Here is a 24514-nt window from a genome sequence, read left to right on the forward strand (position 1 = left end):
AAATGTCTAAAATTTGGTATGTAGAATTCCCGACGTTTCAGTATAACGAGGATGTTAAAGCCCTAGCCAAAGAGCGAGGGCTAACAATCATCGACGCTAAATTCGACGATGGCGACGGAGTGGAAGACCCGCCCGAGCTGACGCTAAAGGGTGCGACGCAAGAAGTCGATTACGACGAGCTGATTTCAAGGCTCGATACGTTAAAAGCGGGCGAATTGAAGTTGCTAGCGGCTCATTTGGGCGTTGAATATACTAACGCGGACGGCACGAAAGCCGCGATAAAAGAGAAGCTAGGGCAATGATACCCGAGAAGGGCACCGGGCTAGCTAATGCCGACGCTTACGTTTCGGTCGAGTTTGCCGATGAGTACTTTTCGGCACGCGGCAACCAAACGTGGGCAGGGCTGGGTAGCGCGGATAAAGAGGCGGCCATTATCAAGGCGACGGATTATTTAGAGGCGGTATATTTTGATAAATGGCAAGGCGAGAGATTAAAAGCCGATCAAGCTTTGAGTTTCCCGCGCTCGCCGTTTGGGATGCCTACTAAATTTAAATCCGCCGTGTGCGAGCTAGCTATAAGGGCAAACGCGGGCGAGCTGATGAGCGACATTGAGCGGCTAACTACAAAAGAAAAAGTAGGCAGTATCGAGGTGGAATACGCGCAAAACGCCGACCCCTCCACCAAATACGCTTACGTGGCTAGCCTTTTAAAGCCGTTTTTAAAGCCCTCAAACGCAATGGTAATGAGGCTAGAGCGATGCTAAATGAAAAAGCTAAAAATACGGCGTTTAAATTGCTCGATAAATTCGGCAAAGTAGGCACGTATAAGCGCAAAGGCGGTCAAATTTACGACCCAGAAACGGGCGGAATGACCGAACAGATAAGCGAATACAAAGTAAAGGCGTATATCGATAGCGCGAAAAGCTACTCAAATTTAATAGAAAAAAGATTATTAAACGAGGGTGATAACGTGATCTTGGTAGCCGCTAAATCTTTGCCTTTTATGCCGCAAAACAACGACGTAATAGAGTTTCCTCACTGCTCCTATACTATCAAATACAACGACGCGGTATGGGGCGGCGAGGACGTGGCGTTACATCAGCTAATAGGAGTTGCAAAATGATTGATAGGCAGATAGATAACTTTAGCGCAAAGGCTCAAGAAAAAGTGCTGAAAATCTTTAAAAAATCAGTCATTGATCTAACTTCAGACATCATCAGCGACACACCGGTAGATACGGGTAGGCTAAAAAATAATTGGTTTCCTAGCGTCGGTGCGGCTAGCGAGCAGACAACAGAAGCGACCGCAAACGAGGCAGGAGATAGGTCCAATAATCTCGTAAACAATCAGCTAGCGCTAGATAAAACCTTTTATTTTACAAACAATTTGCCTTATGCTTTTTGCATAGAGTTTGAGGGTTGGAGTAAGGTAAAGGCCCCGCAAGGTATGGTAAGGCGCAATGCTATCCGTTGGAAACAAATCGTAAAAAGGGCGGCTAATGCTACAAATTAGGCAGGCTTTAGAAAAAGCGGTTTTAGCGGTTACGCCGGCTATCGATACGGCGTTTGAAAATACGACGTTTAGCCCAAAAGCCGGTAAGCCTTATCAGCAACTTTATTTTTTGCCCGCCAAACCAAGCGCTGCTGTAATTGATGATAGTATTGCGGAAATTGACGGCGTGCTTCAGATAACCTTACGCTACCCCGCGGGTAAAGGCGTCAAAGACGTTTTAGAGCGCGCGAAGCTTTACGAAAAAGCTTTTAAAGTAGGTGTAAAGCTAGAAAATGAGGTTTTTATTACCGCTCCGACGAGCGTTAATATTTTAGGCATTGACGGCGATCGCTACGGCGTGGCCGTTTCTATTTATTTTAAATCTTATAAGGAGTGAAAATGGCGGAGCAGCTAAAAGTAACAGATAGTCAGCTTACTAAATTTTATATTTGCGACACTAGCGTCGATTTGGGCGATGCGGCTAAAATAAAAACGGCGCTAACATCGGCAAAACGTATAGCGTATTTAGAGGATTTGGGCGACTTTACCAAAACCCGTAAAACCAACGAATACGAGTGCATAGACGAGGACGCTACGGCAGTATCCCAGGGAGCTATAAGCTATAGCGAGACGGAATTAAAGCTATTTTATGCGGCGGGGCAAAATAACGGCGTAAAAGAGCTTACCGAAATGTTTAACAAGAAACTACGAAAGCAATTTATCATCGTGGGTAGCGACGAGCCTGCGACGGGAGCAAATAAAAACCCGACCTACATCACGGGAGAGTTTATAAACACCAAAACTGGCGTATCTATCGCAAAAGACGACGTCGTGCGCGTACCGATAACCATCAAAATAACACGCCTAGACGACATCATAGAGGCTAAGGGGGCGTAAGTTATGGATTTAAAGAATTTTGATATAAGCAACGGTGAAACGGGTGTCGAGCTAACCATCCTCGATCTTGACAACAAACCGACCGACATCAAAATCAAAGTGCTAAGTTTTCACGGCAAAAAAGGACGCGAGGTATTTATGAACGCCGTAAAAGAAAATAAAGGCGCTGAACAAAGCACGCTAGAGGTTATGGTGGGGCTTACGGTAGGTTGGAGCGGCATTAGCGAAAACGGCAAAGAACTAAAATTCAGCCACAATGAAGCTAAAAGAATTTACGAAACCTATCCGCTAATTGCTAATCAAGTCGAGCGTTTCGCGGAGAATGCGAGAAATTTTTTAAAAAAGTAAGCGACGAGCTCGCGCTATACGTTAGGCAGCTAGCCTACTACGCAAAAACCGACGTTAAAGAGCGCGAGTTCCCTCCGGTAACCCAAGAACGACATCTACTATACGCGCTTGACGAGCTAGGATATTGCAAAAATAGCGGCTTTGGCGCGGTAGCCTTGGATTTTAACGATATTAAAAATTATACCGAGCTAACAGGCGGCAAATTTAACTGGTGGGAAATATCTATTTTACGTAACTTAAGCCGTATCTACGCCGCCGAAATAAATAGCGACGACAAACAAGCCTACGCGCCGTATCAAGGCGAATTTAGCCCTAAATCTTTTTCATCTATCAAAGCAAAATTTGCGAAGTAGTCTTTTTTTAGGCTACTTTTTAGCGTTGCGTTAGTAATGTTGGCATTGCCAAAGTAGTATCGTTAAGCGCTTTGCCCGCCTTTTTAAAAATATTTGTAGTTTTTTCAAATATTGCGCCCACAATCAACATTATAATAGTAAACAATATAGCTGCAATTGCAAAAAGTATATACCAATGCGGCGCAGCAAGCATATTTATTTTGAGTGCAATAGAAAAACCTTTTTTATATGTTTCAAGTTCTTTTTGGCTCTTTTTTATTCTTACCACAACAGCGTCTCTTTTCTCATAAAAACCTTTTTTATCCGTTAGTAGTATTTTAATCGTAAACCATAAGGCCGAAGGAAATAAATTTTTATCGACGGAGTCTGTAAACATTGCGTAAAGCAGTTGCTTAAAATCTTCGCTGTAATCCTCGTCGGCTTCAACTTCTTTTATTAAGTTAACTAATTCCCATCTTTTTTCAAGAGAGAGTTTAGTCGTCGTTTGATGGTATCTGACTAAAAGCAATGTTATTCCGACGCATAAAACTAATGCCACAATTAAAGAACTAGTCATTTCTTCTTCCTCCCTTTTGAAAGTTCTTGGAATTGTCTTATTCTTGTTTCTTCGAGCTTCTTTGCGTGTTTATAGTTTAATTTAATAACAAGATAAGCAAAGGCGCAAGCAATAATAAAAATAAGAACATTGGATAAAAAGCACGGCTGATCTTTGAATAGTTCGGCTATTCTATCAAAAATATCTAAAGTTGATTGAGTATTCATACCGCCATACTTAATTTAATTTATTTAAGCTACTAAATATATCATAAAAATACAAAAAAGATACTAAAAAACTAAATCTTTAGTTTACCAAACCAACGCCCCCTTAAATTTCATATACAATGTGCCCTAGATTAAAAGAGGGGCAAATAATGACTGAAGTTGCTAGCTTGATCATCAGTGCTAAAGTTGAGGGGGCGGACAAGCTAAAAAGCGATTTAAATAGCATAGAAAACGAAGCAAAAAAGGCCGAGGACGCGGCGCACAGGCTGGCTAACTCGTTTACGGGATTAAAAGTAGCCGTAGCCGCCGTGGCAAGCTCTGTAATACTGCGCGAGTTCGTAAGGGTAGCCGACGATATGAGCTTAGTAAATTCTCGCCTAAAAATGGCCACTAGCTCGGCCGCCGAATACGCAAAACAACAAAAAGCCCTACACGCCATTGCTAGAGATACGCACGCCGACATCAAAGAAACTATAAATTTATACACAAAATTAGCCCCAGCCCTTAAAAATATCGGCAAAAGCACCGAAGATACTAATAACATGGTGTCAAACTTTACTAAAGCCTTACAACTGGGCGGAGCGAGCGCAGAGGAGGCCGCGGCCGCGATAAAGCAATTTGGTCAAGCCATGGGTAGCGGCGCGCTAAGGGGCGACGAGTTTAACTCTATCGCCGAGGCTAGCCCGACGTTACTACGGTATATGGCCGAGGGCTTGGGCGTAAACGTCGGCAAGTTGCGCGAATTAGGCAGCGAGGGCAAATTAACCGCCGAAGCCTTAAGTAACGCGTTTGAGAAGGTCAAGAGTAGGATAGATAGCGATTTTGCGCAAATGCCCGTAACCGTCGGCAAAGCATTTACCGATCTAAGAACCGAAATAAGTCTAATCGTAGGCGATATAAACGAGGCAACGGGCGCGACGCAAACGATAAGCGGTGCGATAACCGGCTTTGCAAACGCGTTGAAAGAAAACAAAGATACTATCGTAGGCGTAGTAAGCGGTATTGGCACGCTAATTAAGCATCTGGGTATATTGGGTGGCACGTATTTAGCCATTAAAGGCTCTATGGCAGCGTATGCGGCTATGACGACAACAGTAACGGCACAAACCGCGGCGGGCGTTATACAGCTTGGCTTTATGGACAGAGCGCTAATGAAAATCGGCGTCACCGCAGGCTCATTAAAGGCCGTATTTATGGGCTTTTTACCTACTTTAGCTATTTTTGCTGCGGTAGAGGCATTTTTTGCGCTCAAAGATAGTATGGACAAGGCAAAACCTAGCGCAGATAAGCTCAATGATGCGTTAAGCAAGACTAATGAGGAACTCCAAAAACTCACGCAAAATCAGCGCGACGCTATAAATCTTGATCTAAAAGCTAGTTTGGACGCAAATTTTAGAAAAATAGACGAAATAAATAGAAAATTAGAGGAACATAATAAATTCGGTGGTATCGTCGGAGCGTATAGACTAGAGGCTGACGAAATTGTAAAGCTAAAAGCCGAAAGAGACGATTATATCGCACAAAACAGCAAAATCATAGGGCAAAGAAAAGAAATTGCTAACATAAACTCGGAGATAGGAGCCGTCGAAACTCAGCAACAAAAAGACGCCGCATATATAAATTCTTTAGACAAAAAAGTCAAAGATTTGCACGTAACTACGCTGTCTAACCTCAAAAAAGAGGCATCTAAGCTCAAAAAAGAGATAGACGAGATTTTGAGTAAGCCCTCCGACAATATTAGAGTGTAAATAGCGCAAGAGGAAGCTGTCGAGGCCTTAAGATTAAAACTAGAAAAAACTAACGACCAGATAGCGAACTTCGGCAAAAAACATGGCGGCTCAAATAAATCTGACAACGTCGAATTAGAACATCAATTAAGAGCAAAAAGCGAAATTTATAAAGAGTATTATGAAAAAATAGGCGACCACGCCAATTTATGGCTCATAAAACAAAGTGAGATAAGCAAAAAATTAAAAGATGCCGGCATAAACGGCGGCGAATTTGAAAAGATAATGGCGCAGTATAAACAGGGCTTCGATAGCGACCTAGAAAAGAAACGCGCCGCAGAAGCCGAAGCCGCGCACAACGAAAATATCAAAAATATCAACGAGAAGCTAAAGCTGCAAGACCGTATATACAACCTACAAAAACGCCGCACGGAGCTAATAACCGACGAAATGGCTAGGCGTATCGAGCTTATAGAAATAGAGCGCGCGCACGCTTTAGAACAATACGACGCTATGCTAAAAAAAGGCGAGATAAATAAAGAATACTACCATAAGGCCGTAGCTTTAGAAAACGCCCTACATCAAAAACAAATATTCGACGCCTCGACGTGGGGGCAGATTATGCATAGTGGCTTAAATAGCTTAGAAAACGCGATGGGTAATTTTTTCGATTATTCTTCCGATCGCTTTATGAAATTCGGCGATTTGGCGCAGGATATTTTAGGGCAAATTTATAGGCAAATAGTAAAGATGATGATAATCCAGCCGTTAATCAATTCGGTTACGAGTATGTTACCAGGAATGTCTGGAGGGGCTACTCCAGCTCCTGCTGCTTTGCCAGCTGGAGGATTTGCAAGCGTATTAAATGCTACCCCAGCGGCACAAGGCGGTGTATTTAATAGCCCCGATCTGCATAGCTACGCAAACTCAATCGTAAGCAAGCCGACTTTCTTTAAATTCGCTAAAGGCGGCATTCCCGACATCGGCGTAATGGGCGAGAAAAACGGCGGTAGTCCAGAGGCTATTATGCCTTTAACAAGGACTTCTAACGGCGACTTAGGCGTAAAAGCGCAGGTCGGAGCGTCTTTAAATAACGTAAAAGTAGAAGTAATAAATCAAACCAGAGAGGACGTAAAGGTATCTAACGCCGCGGTAAGGCGAAACGACGGCGAATGGGTCATATCTTTAGTTTTAAACGGCGTGAGTAAAAACGTCTTAGGCTCGCGCGAAACTTTAAGGGGGTTATTAGCGTGAATACTTATCCTAGCTATCCGCCGATCGTCGTAGGTTCGTCGAGGACCTTACGCAATCCTACGCATAGAAGCTCAAGCGACGGCGGCTATACGATAACGCGTAAAAAATGGACTAAGCCTAAAAGCTCGTATAGTTTAAATTACCCAGCCCTAAACGCGGAGCAGTTCAAAATTTTAAGAGATTTTTTCGTAGAAAATCAAGGGCAGGCTTTTAAATTTCGTTATCCGCTGGAGGACGAAACTAAAATTTGCGTATTTTCTATGGACGATTTAAAAGCCGACGACAATATGCAAAACCACTGCGCGGTAAAAGTGGAGATAGTAGAGATATGAAGCTAACTACGATAAAGGATTTAAACGCCGCGGCTTCAGATAGCGCGCTTTTAGTAGGGCTTGAAATTTTTATCCCCAAAACGCCTACGGTACGCATAATAAACAATAGCGAGAATATAACCTTTAGAGGGGAAGAGTTCGTGGCGTTTCCTTTTAGTATAGGAGAAATCCAAACGGCTAAGGGCGAAATACCGCAATTTAATCTAAGTATCGATAACACTAGCCGAGCTATGCAAAATTATATAAACTCTTACGATAACTACGTAAAAACGCACGGCGCGGAAAACTCTACTATTAAAGCCAAAATTTACGTGATTAATACAAAAGATTTAAGCGAACCGGTGCTTGAGGAGTTTTTCGAGCTTACCGACTTTAGCTCCGATAGTAAGGCCGTAACCTTTAATTTGGGCGCGGGCAATCTCTTTAATATGAGCTATCCGCCGCGCAAGATGTATAAGGATTATTGCGTATTTAAATTTAAAGGCGAAGAGTGCGGTTATAACTGACCAGAAACTAGTTGCAACAAAACCTTGGCTAGCTGCAGGGCTAAAAATAATTCGGTGCGCTTTGGCGGGTTCTTGGGAATTGCGGGCGGGTATAAAAAATGACGATAAGGGATTTAATAGGCGCTCCGTTTGAGGAAATGGACTGCTTTGCTTTGGTGAGAAAGTGCTACGAGATAGAGCGCGGCGTAATCATACCGCCGGCGCGCGCTCCGCACGATAGAGCTAAACTCGTATTTAGCGAATTTCTAGACGAAATTTCGAAAAACTGGCATAGAGTAGAAAAGCGCAAAGGCGTCTGCGTAGCTTTGCGTTACGACATAAATCACCCTAAAATAGTAACGCATTTCGGATATTTAATCGACGAAGAGCATATTTTACATACCACGTCGCAAACGGGCGCTATCGTAGAACGGCTAGCTAATTACGAAAAGTTGATAGAGGGCTATTATGACCGAAAATAAAATAATAACCTACAATAACGTTTTAAATCCCTTAGATAGAACGATACTAGCTAGCGGAGAGTATAAAAATATCGACGAAATTCTAAAGGAATTAAAATACGATAACGAAATTTACGATCTCGTAATTTCTAAAAATAGCGTTATACAAAGCGGCTTTTTCGAGCTTGAAAACGGCGACGTAGTAAATATCGCTATCGTGCCTAAAGGCAGAGGCGGAGGTGGTAAAAAGATTCTAGGCATCGTGGCTTCTATCGCTATCGCTATCGCTATCGCTATCGCTATCGCTATCGCTGCACCTTATGCGGCTGCGGGCATGTTATGAACCGTCATAGGCGGAACGGGAGCTATGGCCGCTGGGCTTGGAACGTACGCGCTAGCCGCTGGTATCGCTGTGGCTGGCAATTTGCTATTAAGTGCTATTATGCCTAAACCATCTATGCCTGGCTTTGATAGAATGGATTTTAAAAATTCCAATACCTACGGCTGGAATAAGCCTACCAACCAAGCTATGCAGGCTCAAGTAGTGCCTAAGGTTTTTGGGACACATAAAATAACTCCGCCGTTAATCGCTTCGCATATAATTAGCGATGGCGATAAGCAATATTTTAATGGTCTTTATGCGTTAAACGACGGTGAGATTAAAGATATACGAGAGATTAAGATAAATGATGAGCCGATAGAGAATTTTAAAGGCGTAACTTATGAGATTAGAAACGGGCTTAATAACCAAAATATAATCTCTAATTTTAACGATACTAGCTACGATAAGAATATAGGCAAAAAGCTAAACCCCGATTTATCTTACTCTTTAGCGCAAACGGACGGTAATTTCGTAACGAGCCTATCCGTAACTCTAGTTTTCCCTCGCGGGCTTTATTACGCTAACGATAACGGCGGGCTTGACGGATACTCGGTAAACGTGAGGGTAGAATACTCCGCCGACGGCAAAAACTGGACGCCGATAACGGGGCAAACCATTTCAGCTGCGCAGACTTCTACTTTTAGGCGAGTCTTTAGGGTGGGTAACTTACCGCCCAATAAATATAACATTAGGGCTAAATTTGAAACCGCGCCCAATACCGGCAGCCGTTACGCAAGCGATTGTTATTTGGAATATGTAACCGAAACCGTAAGCGACGATTTTATTTATCCTAAAACCGCGCTTCTAGCTATTAGGGCGTTAGCGACCGATCAGTTAAACGGCGGAGCACCTAGGATTAGCGCGGTCGTAACGGCTAATAGCGATAATCCCTCTCATATCTGCCGTAAAATTTTAGAAGATAGCGGCGTGGAGAGTTTGCGCATAATGCCTAGTTTTAACGAATGGGCTAATTTTTGCGAAGAAAAGAGCTTAAAATGTAATATCGTATTCGATAGCGAATTAAGCGTTAGAAAGGCCTTAGATACGGTTAGCTTGCTAGGTCGCGCGTCCGTGCTTCAAGCGGGTTCTAAATTCGACGTAATAATAGAAAAAGCGGGGCTAATTCCCGCTCAAAGCTTTTTGTTCGGTATGGGGAATATCTTAAGCGATACGTTTAAGCAAAATTTCCTCCCTTTGGTAGATAGGGCGAATTTTATCGAGATAACTTATTACGATAAAAATAAAGATTACGAGCCTTCCGTCGTTTCGGCCGGACAAATAGCCGCCGATAATTCGCGCGTAAGCAATAAAAGCTCCGTTACGCTGGTAGGCTGCACGGACGAGGCGCAGGCTAGAGCTTACGGACGCTTTACTTTAAATTGCAACCGCTATTTAACCGAGATGATAGAATTTGAAGCCGACAAAGATAGTTTAGTTTGCAGATACGGCGATATTATCAAAGTTAGCCACGATACGCCTCAATACGGCTTTAGCGGTAGGTTGTTAGAAGATAGCGGCGCGGATTTCGTTATTTTAGATAGAGATTTAGATACCGTAGGCGGCGTAAAATACGCTATTCAAATCAAAAACGACGTAAACGAGATCAAAGAGTTTGAGATTTTAGAAATCCTAGCTCCGAATAAACTAAGGCTGAATTTAAACGGAATCGTCTTTAGAAAATACGACAACTACGCATTCGGCGAGATTAATAAGGCTTCTAAATTATACCGAATTTTAAAGATAGCTACTTCGGGCGAATTTACGTGCCATATTACGGCGATAGAATACAACGAGGATATTTACGACGATAGAGAAAATATAAGCGTTACGGACTATTCGTCGCTGGGCGTGCGGAATCTAAGAATAAGCGAATATTTAAAATACGATACGGCCAAAAATATAAAAACTATGCTAGCTCTAGCTTGGAGCGGCAATTCGCTGTTTTATTTCGTAACTTACAAAAGCGCTAGCGAAGAACGAACAATAAATGTCTTTAATAGCGCATTCGAGTTTGAAGCCAAAGAGGGCGAAACCTACGAAATAACGGTAAAAGACGGCGCGGGCAATAGCGCGGGTAAGATTTATAACGTTTTAGGCAAGCTTTACCCGCCGGGACCGGTAGAGAATCTAAAAGCGGCCGAGCTAAGGGACGTTTGGGCTTTAAGCTGGGATTATTTACCGCCGCTAGATTTTAAGGAATTCGAAATTTACGAAGACGGCGCGCCGGTAGCAAAAACGGCTTTAAATAGATTCGATATGCCTAAGACTAAATTAAACTCTAAATTAAGCGTGATCGCGGTCGATACTAGCGGCATAAGAAGCGATGCGGCAAATTTAGATTTAAACGTTACGCCGTTAGCGGACGTAGAGGGTTTTAATAGTATCTACGAAGATAATAAGAATTTGGCTTTTTGGCGCGATACGGGCGAAAATTACGAAATACGAAAAGGTTTAAAAGCGGTCACTACTCAAACATCAATGCAAATTTTGAAAACCTAAGCTCTCAAGCAAATGCAAGTGCAGAGGCTTTTACAAATGTAAGCGGTGGCGCAAGCGAGGAGGGCTTTAGTCTTGATACACTTGCGGCTGCGATAGATAATGCATATAACAATATATTGCCGCAGCCACTAGAAGTATCTGTTACGGCAGTGGATGATAACGTAGTGACTGGAAATACAGACGAATCAGTAAGTCGCCATATCGATGTTGGAGATAATATCTTAGAACACAATGTTTCTGAAAGAACAGGTCTGCATATCACAAACGATAACACTCCAACTTTAATAGGTAAAGCTACTGCAAACTCTACTATAAGCATATTTGATGGCGAAGGTGAAAATGCACCACTGCTTGGCACGACAACTACTGATAATGATGGCAACTGGTCATACACACCAACTTCACCTTTAGCTGATGGCGATCATAAATTTACAATTGAAGCCAGCAAAGTAGCTGCAAATGGCGAAGAGCTAAAAGCTACTAGCACACAAGAGATAACTGTTGATACAGTAAATAATCAACTAAGTATTGATAGCATCAAGGTTGATCACTTTGATGATTTAAGAGATTTTCACATGTTTAGATATCCTGATAGTATAACTAGTCATATAGATGATAGCACTCTTATCAATAGCCCAAATGATCTTGATTGGACGCCAACTATAACTGGTAAGGCTGAAGCCTTTGCTGACGTTAATCTTGAAATCTGGATGAAGCCAGCTCTTTGGGAACCACTTAATGCTCCAGACAAATTCCTTACATCAATATCAGTTAAAGCTGATGAAAATGGCAACTGGAAAGCTGAGAATATAGATTTTAAAGATAAGGCATATTTCGATCAAGGTTATGAAATAAAAGTTGCTTCTAGCGTTGATGAAGCAGGAAATGTTGCTGATTTAAGCACACCTACCACATTTTATTTTCCAGTTCCTACACCTCCAGAAGATCACCTATAATCATAAATTTAATGTGGAGAGCCTCTCTCCACACACTTAGCCTATTTCAAATACAATTTAATCCATTTAATAATCCATGCTAACATTTCAAAAATTTATTTAAGGAGAGTAGATGAAAAAAATTTTACTTTTAGGAGCCGTTTGTTGCATGTTGTCAGCTGATGTTAAAACTGTTAATATAAGTCCAGATGAGATCAAAAAATATGATCAGATCGTTGATATTAGAACTCCATCTGAATGGCAAGAGACTGGCATCATAGCTGGTGCGAAGACCATCACTTTTGATCCAAGTAACAAGAGTGCATTTTTAGATGAGCTTTCAAAAGCGGTTGATATCAAAAAGCCTATCGCTCTTGTTTGTAGAAGTGGCAGAAGAAGCACAGCAGCAGCTACAGCGATAGATAGCACAGATCTTAAGATTATAAATTTAGATGGTGGCATGAGTAGTTTGATCGAGCAAGGCTACAAAACTACACCTTATAAAAAATAGACAAATCTCTAAATTCTACATTTGGCTACAAGATAAATTTATTTTGTAGCCAAAATTTATACTAAATAATAAAATTTATTATTTGATTAACCAGTGATTAACTCTAAGTCAATATAATTTCATCACATTTAAACAATAAAGAAGGAGACAAAATGTCAAAAGTTATTTTACAGTTAAACACAATTCAGGCTGATGCAAATGCACTTTATATCAAATTTCACGATCTTCACTGGAATGTAAAAGGTATTCAATTTTTTAGCGTCCACGAGTATACTGAAAAAGCTTATGAGGATATGAGTGAGATTTTTGATGATGCAGCTGAGAGAGCTCTTATGCTTGGCGGCAGACCTATCGTCAAGGCTGAGGAGCTAGCAAAAGTCGCTCACATCAAACACGAGCCAAAAGAGAGCTACACACCAACTGAAGTTTTAGAGATCGTTTTGGCTGATTACAAGCACCTTTTGGGCGAGTTTAAAAAGCTTGATGAGCTTGCAGAGGGTGACACAACAACTCAGATGTACGCACAAGATCAAATAGCTAAATTTGAAAAAGCCATCTGGATGCTAAACGCAACACTTGGTAAATAATCATAGCGGGAGCTCTCCCGCTTTACCCTAAATAAATTCCACCTTTTGGCGATATAGTTTTTATAAACTTATAGGAGCCAAATATGCAAATCAGTCAAATCGTAAGCTCATACAACACTTCAAGCGTAAAAGAAAATGTAAAATCAGAAATTTCACTTCACAAAGATGAAAAAGAGGTTTCTAAAAAGCAGCCTGAGGTTTCAAATTTAAGCGCGAAAGAGATCTCAAATAGCTACTTTTTGCAGTATCAAAAAGATATTACTCAAAAAGCTAGTTCAAATTTACTAGCTCAAGGTGGTCTAAGCTTTAGTGTGCCTGAAAATTTATCAGACATTTTAGCTGGACTTGATCTAGCAGGTATCGGCTATAACGGCAAAGCTCTAGGAGAGCTAAGTAGTGATGAGGCGAGCGAGCTAGTTAGTGAAAATGGCTTTTTTGGCATCGCAAATACAGCTGATAGGATAGCTGGTTTTGTGCTAAATGGCGCAGGTGATGATGTAGAGAAGCTAAAAGCCGGTAGAGATGGCGTGGCAAAGGGTTTTGAGGATGCAAAGAAAATTTGGGGTGGTGAGCTTCCTGAAATTTCACAAAAAACTATCGAAAAGACGCTTGAGACGCTCGATAAAAAGATCGCCGAGCTTGGCGGTAATGTTTTAAACGTATCAGCCTAATTTTCTTGGGGTCTCTCCCAAGAAATTTATACATTAATGTAAGCATAAAACTCAAATTTTAAAAACTCGCAAATTTTATTTAATCTTAAAAGCTATACTTTGCTCTTTATATTAAGGAGAAAAGATGAAAGCTAAAATTTTACTTCCTCTAGCAGTAGCCACTATGTTTTTGGGATGTTCATTTTTTGATGACAATCCGCCAGTCCGCAAGCAACCAAGACAAGCTACTAAAACTATGCCTGCAAAAAGCTCCATTAAAGGCTTCATAAAAGATGTTAGCTATAAAGATTCGAAATACTGCTACGAGATAGTAGCCAGCGATACGAAAAATAATAAGCTAAATAAAGCAAATTTTTGTGCAAATAGATACTACTACGACAAGGGCGATCTTGTTTACGCGACTTTTTACGCAGATAAGCTCATAGACATGCTTCTTATAAAAGAAGGCGGCACTAGAGGCGCATATAATGGCATAAGAAAACCGCAAAATGAAGTAGTCGTTAAAAGAAAAAATATAAAAACAAATATCGAAGTACCAAAAGAGGAGAAAATTTCTTTTTAGATTACCGTTGATTTACTGCTAGCGTATATAATTTCATCAGCAATCAAAACTAGAACTCCTTTTAAGGGGCAAAGCAACGGCCCCTTTTTCTTTTTACCCCCTTTTTAAAAGTCTCATTTGTAAAAGTTAAATTATCAAAATATGCCTCTTTTTGGTTAAAATCGGTAAACGATCGGTAATAAAAATGCAAAATTTTATGATTTTTTAAGCTTCATCTTAAAATTTATTGATTATAATCGTCGACACAAAAACCTTAAAAGGAGAAAAAATGAAACTAACAAAAATTAGTTTAGCCGCTTTGGTTGCTTTAGGCGCATTCTCAAGTGTAGCAAGTGCTACTCCACTTGAAGAAGCTATAAAAAATGTAGATCTTTCAGGATTTGCAAGATATAGATATACAAATACTAGAGATAAGAGTGCTGATGCTTCAGCAACACCAGCAGAAGACAGAAATGAAGCAGGTCATGGATTTAGAATGATCACTGACTTTAAAGCTGCGATCGATGATAATTTTTATGGCGTTATTGGCTTAAGATACAATAAAGCTGATGGTTCAGGCGATAATGCAGGCAAAGGTACAGATAAAACAGATACAACAACAGCCTTTAATGTTTATCAATTCTATCTTGGTTATAAGATTGGTGGCACTACTGTAACAGCTGGCAAACAAGTTATAGGTTCATACTTTACCGATGATGCTGTTGCTACTGGTCTTAAAGTTGTAAATCAAGACATTGAAGGTCTTACTTTAGCAGCAGCAGCTTTTGATGCTATCGAAGACAACGAAGATGAGAGCAATGGCACTTTATACGAAATAACAAAAGGCGTAAGATCGCTTAAAGCTTATGATGTTGGCAATCTATATGCTGCAGCTGTTATTGGCTCATACGATCCTATTAACTTCCAACTATGGTATGGTAGTCTAACAAACCTAGCTGATCTTCTTGCTGCTGATGTTTCTGCAAATTTTGCCATCAGTGACGATGTTAGCTTAGGTGGTAGAATCAACTATGTAAATAGCAATGCAGATATAGATGCAAAATCATTTGCGCCTTTATCTAAAAGCATAGATGCATCTAATGGCGTTGCAAACTACAATGATGGTAACTTCTATGCTGGTGAACTTACAGCTTCACTATTTGGTCTTGACGCAAGATTAGGTTATATGGGCTGGAAAGTCCAAGATAAAGGCGTAACATCATTCAGCTTTGAAGACCAAGGTGGTCTAATAAATGTTGGTGAACTTACACTTGATCACACTTGGGCTGATGGTAAAGCTAACTTAATATATGCTACAGCTGGATATACATTCGATAAATTTACAGTTGGTGCAGACTACATAAAAGGTCATATTAAACATGCTGCAGCTGTTGGCAAAAATGGTAAAGAAAAAGTTGAAGAGATCACTCCAAGATTTGCTTATCAATATAGCAAAAAGCTAGAATTTAGTTCATACTATGCGTTCAAGACTTCAAAATTTGCTGATCAAGACAAAAAGAAAGAAGATCAGTTCAGATTTGAAGCTAAATACTCATTCTAATTCATAGCTCGTTAATCAACTTATGATATAATCCCGGGTCGGAGCAATCTGATCCGGGATTTTTAAATTTAGAGCAAAATTTCAAGGAAACTCATGAAAAATATCAAAATTTCTTTTTTGGCGTGTTTTTTGGTGGCAAATGCCTTTGCAGCTTCTCAGGTTTATTATATAGAGGCTCGTGGTGAGTTTGGTAAAGAGCTTGCCGAGATGGCAAAAAAGCAGGCTAATGACAGAAATGAAAAAGTAAATGTCTATGTCGATGAAGATCCAAGACGCTATAAAGACAATAGAATTTTAAAATTTGGCGTTGATAGAAAAGGTAGATATAGTGTCTCTTTAGGAAAAGAGCTTTATGAGAAACAATGTGCTAGCTGCCATGGCGAAAGCGCAGACAAAAGACCATTTGGTTCAACACCACTTAAAAATATGGATGCTAAAGATATAGAAGATAGCATCATCTCTTATAGAAGCGACTCAAGCTTTGGTGGTAGCGGTAAAAACGTGATGCAAAACCAAGCTAAGATCGTCTCAAACAATGATCTAGGTGCAATACTTGCTTATCTAAAAGGTAAAGATGCACTTGCAGATCAAGATACAAACGAAAATAAACCAGTTTCAACCGAAACAAAGCAGGGCAGTTATTTAAGATAAATTTCACTTCGGTAGCTTTGCCACAATATAAATAAAAGGAAGCAGATGTTAAATCCAAAAACATTATTTTTAAGTATGGGCTCAGCTATCGTTTTGATGATAATCTTTGCTATAGCTAGTGGAGCCGCCACAATAATAGAGAGCAAAACCAGCACTGAAGCAGCTTGGTACTATGTTTATGGTGCTAGCTGGTTTGCGCTTATCCAACTACTGCTTGGTATAAATTTAGCTTTCAATATCTTTAGATACAACCTAATCGATCCTAAAAAACTCCCATCTCTTATCTTTCACTTAGGCTTTATCGTCATCTTAATCGGTGCTGGCATCACAAGATACCTCGGCTTTGAAGCTGATATGCATATACGTGAAAACACCGCTTCAAACGTCGTTAATACAAAGGTTTCGTATATAAATTTAACAGCGCTTAACGACAAAGGCGAAGAGATCAGCTCGGCTATGCCTTTGGGACTTGCTGATGTGAAGAAGGGCTTTGATCTAAAGCTAAAAACAGCAGATGGCGAGGCTAGTTTAAAATTTAAAGAATTTGTGCCAAATGCAAGCTATAAATTTGTAAATGATGATAGCGGGAAGCCTGTTGTAGAATTTGTAGTTTCAAACGAGAGCGAAAGCGAAGAGATATTTTTACTTGAAGAAGAAGAGGCGAGGGTTGGAGATATCAGCTTTATCTTTAATGCCAAACCAGATGAAAATAAAAAATACGTTCTTTTTAGACTAAATGATGGAAATTTCACAGTTACTTCAAATGCCGATCTTTCAAAATTTACTATGGCAGATAGCTCAAAAACTGAGCTAAAAGCTGGTAGCGTGAATGAATTTGGCACAGGTAGCTTATATACTATCTCAAATATAAATTTCGCCCCAAGGCTAGTCTCAGCGCACGCTTCAAGAAAGCTAGTTAGCTCAAAGGATAGTGAGTTTAATGCATTGATAGCTGAGCTAAACTATAAAGGTGAGAGTAAAGAGATGCATGTATTTTACAACCTAATGGAGCCATCACGTATCGCCGTGGCTGGACAGAAATTTAACGCTTCATGGGGGGCTCAGCAGATAAAACTCCCATTTAGCCTCTATCTAAAAGACTTTGAGTTAAAAAGATATCCTGGCTCAAATTCGCCTATGAGCTACTCAAGTGAGGTTGTGGTAAAAGACGGCACGAATGATCCGGGGTTTGATTATAGAATTTATATGAACCACGTGCTTGATTATGATGGATATAGATTTTTCCAAAGCTCATACGATACTGACGAGAAAGGCACGATCCTCTCTGTCAATAAAGACCCAGGCAAGATCCCAACATATATCGGCTACTTTTTGCTAGGTCTTGGCTTCTTGCTAAATGTCATAAATCCTAACAGCCGCTTTAGAAAGCTCGCAAAACTAATAGATAATGAATCAACAAAAAGCGGTAAAAAAGTGGCTGCGCTCATAGCTGTCTTACTTTTAGGCTTAAATTTTAGCTCGCTAAAGGCTGAGGACTTCTTACCGCACATCAGCAAAGAGCATGCAGACAAGCTTGCTAGGCTTATAGTGCAAAGTCCAGATGGCAGGATGAAGCCATTTGATACGCTTAGCAAAGAGGTTTTAAACAAAATTCACAGAGGCGAGAGCATAGGTAGCCTAAATTCAAACCAAGCGATGCTTTCTATAATGGTAACGCCTGATTTTTGGCGAAATGAGAAGATCATCGCACTTGGCCAAAGCAAGGAGCTAAAAAAAGAGCTAGGCGTCGATGAAAATGCAAGATACGCAAGCTTTGATGAATTTTTTAAAGCGACAAAAGATGGCGGAAGCGAGTATAAACTAACAAAATTTGCCGAGATAGCAAACCGCAAACACCCAGGCTCACGCAATACTTTTGACAAAGATGTGATAAAGATCGACGAGAGACTAAATGTATTTTATATGATATTTATCGGTGAAATTTTCAAAATTTTCCCAAAACAAGATGATCCGTCAAATTCATGGTATTCGCCAGCTAGTGCGATGATGTACTTCTCGCCAAAAGAGGCTGAGCTAGTCGTTGGTATGATGAGAGAGTATTTCTCAGCTGTTGATGCAGCCTCAAAGGATAATGACTGGAGTAAGGCGGATGCGGCGCTTGAGAAAATTTCAGCCTATCAGCACAAATACGGCTCTGCCGTCATGCCAAGTGAGAAAAAAATAGACATAGAAATTTTATTTAATAAATTTCAAGTATTTGACCGCTTGACGCCGATATATCTTTTGGCTGGACTTGCACTTTTACTATTTGTTTTTGTCAAGATGCTTGCACCAAAAGTGCAGATAAATGGCATAGTTAAAGCTGTATATATTATAAATTTACTAGCTTTTCTTGCGCACACAGCTGGACTTGGTCTTCGCTGGTACATCGCTGAGCACGCCCCTTGGAGTAACGCCTACGAGTCGATGGTCTATATCGCTTGGGCGCTTGGTCTATCTGGCATCATCTTTGCAAAACGTAGTCCGATCGCACTTGCGCTTACATCTATATTGGCTGGCGTTACGCTATTTGTCGCACACCTTAGCTGGATGGATCCGCAGATCACGACACTTGTGCCTGTGCTTCAGAGCTACTGGCTAACTATCCACGTCTCTATCATAACTGCAAGTTATGGATTTTTGGGTCTTTGCTCACTGCTTGGTGGCTTTACTTTGCTGCTTATCATCTTGCAAAACAAGAAAAAGCCAAATGCTGAGATCGCGCGTAATATCACTGAAGCAACGCGTATAAATGAGATGGCGATGATACTAGGTCTTAGCTTGCTCACGCTTGGAAACTTTTTAGGTGGCGTTTGGGCGAATGAGAGCTGGGGTAGATACTGGGGCTGGGATAGCAAGGAGACTTGGGCGCTAGTTTCGATCCTTGTCTATGCGGCAGTGCTTCACATGAGATTTATACCAAAGCTTAATAATCAATACGCATTTGCTGTTGCATCATTTTTTGCCTATTGGTCGATCATAATGACCTATTTTGGGGTAAATTTCTATCTAGCTGGCATGCACTCATACGCAGCTGGAGATCCGCTTCCAGTGCCTGATTTTGTCTGGATAAGCATCGCCATTATGATAGCGATGAGCGTTCTTGCATTTACGAAACGCTCTCTTTGCACAAGGTTATAGATGCTTCTTAAAGGCTTGATAGTCTTTTTTGTTTTTTTGCTTATAGTTGCCATTTGCGCGCTAGTCTATCTTTTGCTAAAAAACAAAGACCATCAAGTCTTGGCAAGAGGGCTAGAGCCCGAGAGTGAAGAAGAGATCACGATCGAAAAGCTTGAAGAGCTTGCTGGTGATAAAACTCTAAGCAAAAACGAGCTTTTCGAGCTTATACAAATTTTTGGAGAGAAATTTATAATACCAGCGAAAAAAAATCAGGTCGCTCCAAAAGAAGCTAGCAACTACATAAATTTTATAATCCTCATCTGCTCTCACCAAAATGCCGATGCAAAGCTTATTAGCTTTTTAGACAAAGAGGCTAAAAAGAAAAATCCAAGCTATGTTGCAGAGATCGAAGATAGCGAGAGGATAGGCATAGAAAATCGCAAAAATCGTAGGTAAATTTAGCTCGGTTTGAAAATTTAAGCATACAAAGTATCGTCAATAAACTCAAATTTATCAAATAAAATAGGAGCGCAACTTGGATATCAATGATCTCTATGTTAGTTTGGTATTTGCGCCGATAGTGCTAGCTATTTTGTTGATGATCTTTGCTGGTAGGCGAAATATAAAAGTCTATATGAGTAAATTTGATCTAGTTGGACTGCATCTCATTTTTCCGCTCGTGATATTTCCCATCTTTGTAGCTATCTTTTGTGCAGTATGTGAGTATTTTGGCGTTTCAAACGACGATGGATTAACTTATATTTTTTACACTATGCTTTTTATAATAGCCATTTACGCCGCCTTTGGTTTTTACGTTTGCATTAAATACAATCACGGCTTTTTAAACTGCTTTTGGGCGCTTCTTTTAAGATTTAATTTCATGACTCCGCTTGTTTATTTGCTGTTTTTAGGTGGCAAAGGACGTGACAAAAATGGCAATGAGATAACCCATGAAAATGCAAAAAATTTAAGTCTTTTTGGAAAGCTTAGATTTTCACTTTATAATATGATCGTCTTTAGAAAAATTTATGACAAAGATAAAATTGCAGGCAGGGATGAGAAGAATTATATCGATAAAGTTCTAGTATCAAAAGAAGAGTGGGATGAGTTTTTAAAATGGAAAAATAGTAGGGAGAGTTAAATTTAAAAAGAGCCAGCAAGATGCTAGCTCAGCTTACGGCAAAACTACGCCAAATTTCATAGCCACGCCATATATCATCGCGCTAATAATGCCAGCGAAAAATCCAGCAACCATATCATCGCCCATGACGCCAAGTCCGCCCTTTACGTTGCGGTCGATCCTACCAATGATCGATGGTTTTTTGATGTCAAGCACTCTAAAAAGCACGAGTGAGAGAACTAGCTGTGAGATCGTCACTCCGCTAATGGCGATAGCGAGCCAAACGCCAGCAACTTCGTCGATCACGATAAAGCTCTCGTCGTGTGAATTTACCTTTTTTTCAAAATCATCAATGACGCTGATGCTCACCAAAAATAGCAAAATGCTAGCCAGTAAAAGCGTGGTGGCCGAGAAAAAATATAGCACAAAATAAGCTGCCACAGCTCCAGCCACCGAGCCCCAAGTGCCAGGCGCCTTTGGTAAAAGTCCAAATCCAAAAAATGTCAAAAATAGCTTTTGCATAAATTTCCTTAAGTGAGTGATGATGTCTGGTAGAGCTTCATAAGCTCCTCGTAAAAGTCGCGGTCGGTCTTGTTTTCAAGCAGTCCAGAATTTACAAAAAGATCGTCGCAGAGCTTTTGTATATCTTTAAAGCGATTTACATAGAGCTTGCTTAGCACGAGCGCTGAAATTTCAGGCCTTACTAGTATGGCTGGTGGCATGATGCCGTTAAATAGCAGCTCTTTGATCACGTCTGGGTGGTATTTGATCTGGTGGTGCTGTCCGTGTGGGCAGCTTTTGGTGCTAACTAGCGTCTTGCACTTGTTGCAATAAACTAGCTCTGGCAGGACGATCACGTCTAAATTTAGATCGTTTTTGTAGATGTCAAGTATCGTATGAACTTCGTTGTGGTCAAAAAACATGCCAATGCCTGAGTGGTTTTGTCCGATGACTAGCTTATTTGCGCCAAGTCTTGAAGCTGCGATGCACTCAAGCGTAGGGTTGGCGTGCGAGCTAAAAAGGGTCGTGTTTTTTAGCGCAAAGACAAAGACCTTTTTTGTTGGCAGATAGTTTTGGTTAAAAAAGTCAAGCACCTGCTTTCTGATCTCGTAGTCGATGTGCCTCTCTTCGCGCGTTCTTATTAGAAAAACGACCACGAGATCGGCCTTGTCGATAGTCATCCTAACTAGGCGTTCATGCGCGCGGTTAAAAGGGTCAGCCGTTAAAAAAACAGCCGTTATTTTCTTGGCGCCACTCTCTTTTATCAGCTCATTTAGCGCATCTTTGCTTATTTGGAGGCTCTCATCATATAGCTCAAACTCGCCGCTTATGCCGTATTTGCCTAAATTTAGCGACATTTCGCTGTTTGATTCATTTGCTAAAAATATATTTTTAGCTCGCATGCTCTCGTCAAATTTAAAGACCTTTGCCACGTCGATGTGCCCAACGATCTTGCCGTCCATATTTAAATTTACTCTTTGCCCAGCATGCAGCTTGCTAGCGATATTTTGATTGACCTCGCCAAATGGGGCAAAGCCAAAAGAATAGGGCATCGGCTCGCCGTTAAAGTAGCCCTTTTTTGCCACCTCTTTGATCTGCTCGTCGTCCATCAGGGCGCTAAAATTTGAGAGAATTTTGTTTTTGATAAGCTCTAAGGCGCCATAAACTTCGGTGTTTATAGAAATTTCACTATTTTTTCTTGCTGACGTCATATTTCTTTCTCTTTTCCCAAAGTGATTTTCTAGAAATTCCAAGCTTTTTGCTTAGCTCGGTGTCGGGGAATTTATCTTGATAATTAACGATGATATATTTTATGTATTCATCGATCGTGACGATCTCGCCGATGTCAAAGTTTTTATCTCTGATGGAGAGTTCAAGCTCCTCAAATGGCGCACTTTGCGCAAAATCGCTAGTTTGGATAGCCACTTTTTTCTTCTTGCAAAGCTCTAAAATTTTCTCTTTTTCATCCTCTTTTAACTCTTCGAGATTTGTGATGTAGATGAGCTCGTCGCCACTTTGAGCAAGTGCTTTTTCAAGCTCGCTAAAACAGGCTTTGCCTAAAAACAAAAATGGCGTTTTGTTTGCCTTTACATAGTTAAAGATAAATTTATCGCTGTAGCCATTTTTGCTTGATTTTAAAAGAAGTGGAAATTTGATCTTTTTAGCTTCAAAACAAGGTATCTCGTAGTCTTTTAGGGCGAAATTTATATAGTTTTCGTAGTTTTTGATCTCGTTTTTAAAGCCTCTAAACTCTTCAAAATGTCTTATCTTTCTAACAAGCTCTTCTATCATAAATGGCTTTTGTATGTAATCCACAGCACCCGCTTGTATCGGCTTTAGCACGGTGTCGCTGTTGATGTAGGCGATGAGCAAGATGATGATAGAGCTTTTAAATTTCTCTATTACAGGGTAGAAGTCCTGCCCAGGGAGTGTGGTAGAAAGTAACACTACGTCAAAATTTTCAAATTTCAAAGCCTCTTTGACGCTCTTTGCGATCTCGCAGTCATAGCCAAAGTCAGCTAGTTTGCTAGCCATCGAGCCAGCTAGGTAAATTTCGTTTTCTACTATTAAAATTTTCATATTTGTGTCCAGTTGTAAAATTTAAGGCTAGCGCTTGCCATGACAGCGATCCCTTCGCATCTGCCCACAAAGCCAAGCCCCTCAGTCGTCGTCGCCTTTACATTTATGCGGCTGCGGCTTAAATTTAGAGCCTGCGCGATGTTTGCCTCCATTTTTGATTTTAGCTTTGAGAGTTTTGGCTTTTGAGCCATTATCGTGATATCAGCGTTTGTTAGCACAAAGCCCACGCTTTGCACCCTTTTATAAGCTTCTTGCAGCAGATAAATGGAGCTAATATCTTTAAATTTAGCGTCCGTATCAGGAAAAAGTTCGCCTATATCGCCAAGCCCAGCAGCTCCTAGAATGGCGTCTGTTAGCGCATGAAGTGCCACATCGCCGTCGCTGTGAGCCTTTAGTCCAAACTCGTAGTCGATCTTCTCGCCACAAAGCACAAGCGGACGACCCTTTTCAAACTCATGCACGTCAAAGCCGTTACCAACAAAGAGCTCATTTTCTGGTGCTTTTAGGGCTGAAATTTTGGCAAGATCCTCTTTAAAAGTGATCTTTCTAGCCATCTCATCGCCCAAAATGTGCCAAACGCTTGCGCCAATGGCCCTCATAGCCGAGCTATCATCTGTGTAAATTTCGCCGTTACTAAGAGCCTTTTTAAGAAGTGCTGTGCGCGAGAGCTGCGGTGTTTGGATAAGTTTTACCTTTTCTCTGTCTATTGCGTTTTCGCCAAGATAGGCAGTGTCAGCGATCTTTAGCGCAGGCACCACGCAGTCAGCCTGTGCGGCCGCCTCGATGATCTTGTGAAAGAGCTCACTTGATATACAAGGGCGCGCGATGTCGCTAACTAAGACAAATTCGCTATTTACTAGCTCAAGTGCGTTTTTTAGGCTATCTTGCCTTGTCTCGCCGCCATCAACAAATTTATAATTTGGAGCAAATTTAGACATATATTTGCACTCTTTACTAACGACGATGATCTCTTTAAATGTGTAAAAGTTACTCAAATTTTTAGTGGCAAATAGCCAAAGTGGGTCGCTGCCGATGCGAAGCCATTGCTTCTTTACAGGTAGCTCAAAACGACTGGAATTTCCTGCTCCTAGCATTATAAGTGAGATATCAAGCAAGGTAGCTCCTTTGAAGATTGTTACGGAATTATACACCTAAAAGCTAAATATTTCTTTTTATAGAAATAAATTTAAGTCTAGCATTTAGTTAGATCAAAACAAAAAAGGACTAAAATGAGCCTTTAAATTTTA

30 protein-coding genes are annotated in these 24514 nt (G+C 40.7%); 25 read left to right on the plus strand and 5 right to left on the minus strand.

Annotated features, from left to right (window positions below):
• Nucleotides 1-2: 2 nt before the first annotated feature.
• The 8 genes from UNSWCS_RS02335 (at nucleotide 3) to UNSWCS_RS02370 (ending at nucleotide 3088) form a co-directional block, all read left to right on the plus strand.
• Nucleotides 3-302, plus strand: a complete 300-nt coding sequence (locus UNSWCS_RS02335; RefSeq protein WP_021087131.1) for a hypothetical protein — start codon at nucleotides 3-5, stop codon at nucleotides 300-302.
• On the plus strand, nucleotides 299-763 hold the full coding sequence (locus UNSWCS_RS02340) for a DnaT-like ssDNA-binding protein (RefSeq protein WP_021087150.1): 465 nt from the start codon (nucleotides 299-301) through the stop codon (nucleotides 761-763). The genes UNSWCS_RS02335 and UNSWCS_RS02340 overlap by 4 nt, the downstream gene beginning before the upstream one ends.
• Complete coding sequence (locus tag UNSWCS_RS02345) at nucleotides 757-1122, plus strand: hypothetical protein (protein WP_021087168.1); 366 nt, start codon at nucleotides 757-759, stop codon at nucleotides 1120-1122. Before UNSWCS_RS02340 ends, UNSWCS_RS02345 begins: the two co-directional genes overlap by 7 nt.
• A complete protein-coding gene (locus tag UNSWCS_RS02350) occupies nucleotides 1119-1511 on the plus strand; it encodes an HK97 gp10 family phage protein (protein ID WP_021087164.1) in 393 nt (130 codons plus the stop codon). Before UNSWCS_RS02345 ends, UNSWCS_RS02350 begins: the two co-directional genes overlap by 4 nt.
• On the plus strand, nucleotides 1498-1887 hold the full coding sequence (locus tag UNSWCS_RS02355; protein WP_021087178.1) for a phage tail terminator-like protein: 390 nt from the start codon (nucleotides 1498-1500) through the stop codon (nucleotides 1885-1887). The genes UNSWCS_RS02350 and UNSWCS_RS02355 overlap by 14 nt, the downstream gene beginning before the upstream one ends.
• 2 nt (nucleotides 1888-1889) lie before the next feature.
• Complete coding sequence (locus UNSWCS_RS02360; RefSeq protein ID WP_021087196.1) at nucleotides 1890-2387, plus strand: hypothetical protein; 498 nt, start codon at nucleotides 1890-1892, stop codon at nucleotides 2385-2387.
• A 3-nt stretch (nucleotides 2388-2390) separates the two neighbouring features.
• A complete protein-coding gene (locus UNSWCS_RS02365) occupies nucleotides 2391-2735 on the plus strand; it encodes a hypothetical protein (RefSeq protein ID WP_021087139.1) in 345 nt (114 codons plus the stop codon).
• A 155-nt stretch (nucleotides 2736-2890) separates the two neighbouring features.
• Entirely contained in the window at nucleotides 2891-3088 is a 198-nt protein-coding gene (locus tag UNSWCS_RS02370; RefSeq protein ID WP_021087194.1) for a hypothetical protein, read from the plus strand.
• A gap of 19 nt (nucleotides 3089-3107) precedes the next feature.
• Here the strand turns inward: UNSWCS_RS02370 and UNSWCS_RS02375 are convergent, their stop codons facing one another.
• Complete coding sequence (locus tag UNSWCS_RS02375; protein ID WP_021087171.1) at nucleotides 3108-3644, minus strand: hypothetical protein; 537 nt, start codon at nucleotides 3642-3644, stop codon at nucleotides 3108-3110.
• Between the two features lie 355 nt (nucleotides 3645-3999).
• On the opposite strand from UNSWCS_RS02375, the gene UNSWCS_RS02385 reads away from it, so the two are divergent.
• From UNSWCS_RS02385 to UNSWCS_RS02465, 17 genes are all read left to right on the plus strand, one after another.
• Nucleotides 4000-5598 (plus strand): tape measure protein, encoded by a 1599-nt coding sequence (locus UNSWCS_RS02385; protein WP_021087143.1) that lies wholly within the window; start codon nucleotides 4000-4002, stop codon nucleotides 5596-5598.
• A 264-nt stretch (nucleotides 5599-5862) separates the two neighbouring features.
• The gene (locus UNSWCS_RS02390; protein WP_021087133.1) at nucleotides 5863-6831 is read left to right on the plus strand and encodes a phage tail tape measure protein; all 969 of its coding nucleotides are present in this window, start codon (nucleotides 5863-5865) and stop codon (nucleotides 6829-6831) included.
• The gene (locus UNSWCS_RS02395; protein WP_021087167.1) at nucleotides 6828-7163 is read left to right on the plus strand and encodes a DUF2460 domain-containing protein; all 336 of its coding nucleotides are present in this window, start codon (nucleotides 6828-6830) and stop codon (nucleotides 7161-7163) included. The genes UNSWCS_RS02390 and UNSWCS_RS02395 overlap by 4 nt, the downstream gene beginning before the upstream one ends.
• Complete coding sequence (locus UNSWCS_RS02400) at nucleotides 7160-7669, plus strand: DUF1833 family protein (protein WP_021087172.1); 510 nt, start codon at nucleotides 7160-7162, stop codon at nucleotides 7667-7669. Before UNSWCS_RS02395 ends, UNSWCS_RS02400 begins: the two co-directional genes overlap by 4 nt.
• 98 nt (nucleotides 7670-7767) lie before the next feature.
• Nucleotides 7768-8130: a hypothetical protein gene (locus UNSWCS_RS02405; protein WP_021087189.1), complete on the plus strand. Its 363-nt coding sequence runs from the start codon at nucleotides 7768-7770 to the stop codon at nucleotides 8128-8130.
• Nucleotides 8117-8452, plus strand: coding sequence for a hypothetical protein (locus UNSWCS_RS02410; RefSeq protein WP_021087170.1), 336 nt, complete (start codon nucleotides 8117-8119; stop codon nucleotides 8450-8452). The genes UNSWCS_RS02405 and UNSWCS_RS02410 overlap by 14 nt, the downstream gene beginning before the upstream one ends.
• 24 nt (nucleotides 8453-8476) lie before the next feature.
• Nucleotides 8477-10990 carry a phage tail protein gene (locus tag UNSWCS_RS02415; protein WP_021087158.1) on the plus strand — a complete coding sequence of 838 codons (2514 nt, stop codon included), beginning with the start codon at nucleotides 8477-8479 and terminating at the stop codon, nucleotides 10988-10990.
• Nucleotides 10903-11946 (plus strand): Ig-like domain-containing protein, encoded by a 1044-nt coding sequence (locus UNSWCS_RS02420; protein WP_035143365.1) that lies wholly within the window; start codon nucleotides 10903-10905, stop codon nucleotides 11944-11946. Before UNSWCS_RS02415 ends, UNSWCS_RS02420 begins: the two co-directional genes overlap by 88 nt.
• A gap of 112 nt (nucleotides 11947-12058) precedes the next feature.
• Nucleotides 12059-12436, plus strand: a complete 378-nt coding sequence (locus tag UNSWCS_RS02425; protein ID WP_021085600.1) for a rhodanese-like domain-containing protein — start codon at nucleotides 12059-12061, stop codon at nucleotides 12434-12436.
• A gap of 152 nt (nucleotides 12437-12588) precedes the next feature.
• Nucleotides 12589-13023 carry a Dps family protein gene (locus UNSWCS_RS02430; RefSeq protein ID WP_009294499.1) on the plus strand — a complete coding sequence of 145 codons (435 nt, stop codon included), beginning with the start codon at nucleotides 12589-12591 and terminating at the stop codon, nucleotides 13021-13023.
• An 83-nt stretch (nucleotides 13024-13106) separates the two neighbouring features.
• Complete coding sequence (locus tag UNSWCS_RS02435) at nucleotides 13107-13694, plus strand: hypothetical protein (protein WP_021087195.1); 588 nt, start codon at nucleotides 13107-13109, stop codon at nucleotides 13692-13694.
• Nucleotides 13695-13818: 124 nt separating this feature from the next.
• Nucleotides 13819-14256 carry a hypothetical protein gene (locus UNSWCS_RS02440; protein ID WP_021087137.1) on the plus strand — a complete coding sequence of 146 codons (438 nt, stop codon included), beginning with the start codon at nucleotides 13819-13821 and terminating at the stop codon, nucleotides 14254-14256.
• A 268-nt stretch (nucleotides 14257-14524) separates the two neighbouring features.
• Nucleotides 14525-15796 carry an OprD family outer membrane porin gene (locus UNSWCS_RS02445; protein WP_021087161.1) on the plus strand — a complete coding sequence of 424 codons (1272 nt, stop codon included), beginning with the start codon at nucleotides 14525-14527 and terminating at the stop codon, nucleotides 15794-15796.
• Between the two features lie 93 nt (nucleotides 15797-15889).
• Nucleotides 15890-16447: a c-type cytochrome gene (locus UNSWCS_RS02450; protein ID WP_002941036.1), complete on the plus strand. Its 558-nt coding sequence runs from the start codon at nucleotides 15890-15892 to the stop codon at nucleotides 16445-16447.
• Nucleotides 16448-16492: 45 nt separating this feature from the next.
• Nucleotides 16493-19588 carry a cytochrome c biogenesis protein CcsA gene (gene ccsA, locus UNSWCS_RS02455; protein ID WP_021087160.1) on the plus strand — a complete coding sequence of 1032 codons (3096 nt, stop codon included), beginning with the start codon at nucleotides 16493-16495 and terminating at the stop codon, nucleotides 19586-19588.
• Complete coding sequence (locus tag UNSWCS_RS02460) at nucleotides 19589-20023, plus strand: hypothetical protein (protein WP_021087193.1); 435 nt, start codon at nucleotides 19589-19591, stop codon at nucleotides 20021-20023.
• A 79-nt stretch (nucleotides 20024-20102) separates the two neighbouring features.
• On the plus strand, nucleotides 20103-20708 hold the full coding sequence (locus UNSWCS_RS02465) for a hypothetical protein (RefSeq protein WP_021087179.1): 606 nt from the start codon (nucleotides 20103-20105) through the stop codon (nucleotides 20706-20708).
• A gap of 33 nt (nucleotides 20709-20741) precedes the next feature.
• Here the strand turns inward: UNSWCS_RS02465 and UNSWCS_RS02470 are convergent, their stop codons facing one another.
• Genes UNSWCS_RS02470 through UNSWCS_RS02485 form a run of 4 tightly spaced genes read right to left on the minus strand, consistent with a single transcriptional unit; the run spans nucleotide 20742 to nucleotide 24382 of the window.
• Nucleotides 20742-21209 (minus strand): phosphatidylglycerophosphatase A, encoded by a 468-nt coding sequence (locus tag UNSWCS_RS02470; protein WP_021087136.1) that lies wholly within the window; start codon nucleotides 21207-21209, stop codon nucleotides 20742-20744.
• 8 nt (nucleotides 21210-21217) lie between these two features.
• Complete coding sequence (locus tag UNSWCS_RS02475; protein WP_021087132.1) at nucleotides 21218-22399, minus strand: sulfate adenylyltransferase; 1182 nt, start codon at nucleotides 22397-22399, stop codon at nucleotides 21218-21220.
• Nucleotides 22377-23267, minus strand: a complete 891-nt coding sequence (locus tag UNSWCS_RS02480; protein ID WP_021085856.1) for a response regulator — start codon at nucleotides 23265-23267, stop codon at nucleotides 22377-22379. The genes UNSWCS_RS02475 and UNSWCS_RS02480 overlap by 23 nt, the downstream gene beginning before the upstream one ends.
• Nucleotides 23264-24382 carry a bifunctional 2-C-methyl-D-erythritol 4-phosphate cytidylyltransferase/2-C-methyl-D-erythritol 2,4-cyclodiphosphate synthase gene (locus UNSWCS_RS02485; protein WP_021087138.1) on the minus strand — a complete coding sequence of 373 codons (1119 nt, stop codon included), beginning with the start codon at nucleotides 24380-24382 and terminating at the stop codon, nucleotides 23264-23266. Before UNSWCS_RS02485 ends, UNSWCS_RS02480 begins: the two co-directional genes overlap by 4 nt.
• Between the last annotated feature and the right edge of the window lie 132 nt (nucleotides 24383-24514).

The organism is Campylobacter concisus UNSWCS (assembly GCF_000466685.1).
In the GTDB taxonomy this organism is placed as follows: Bacteria; Campylobacterota; Campylobacteria; order Campylobacterales; family Campylobacteraceae; genus Campylobacter_A; species Campylobacter_A concisus_A.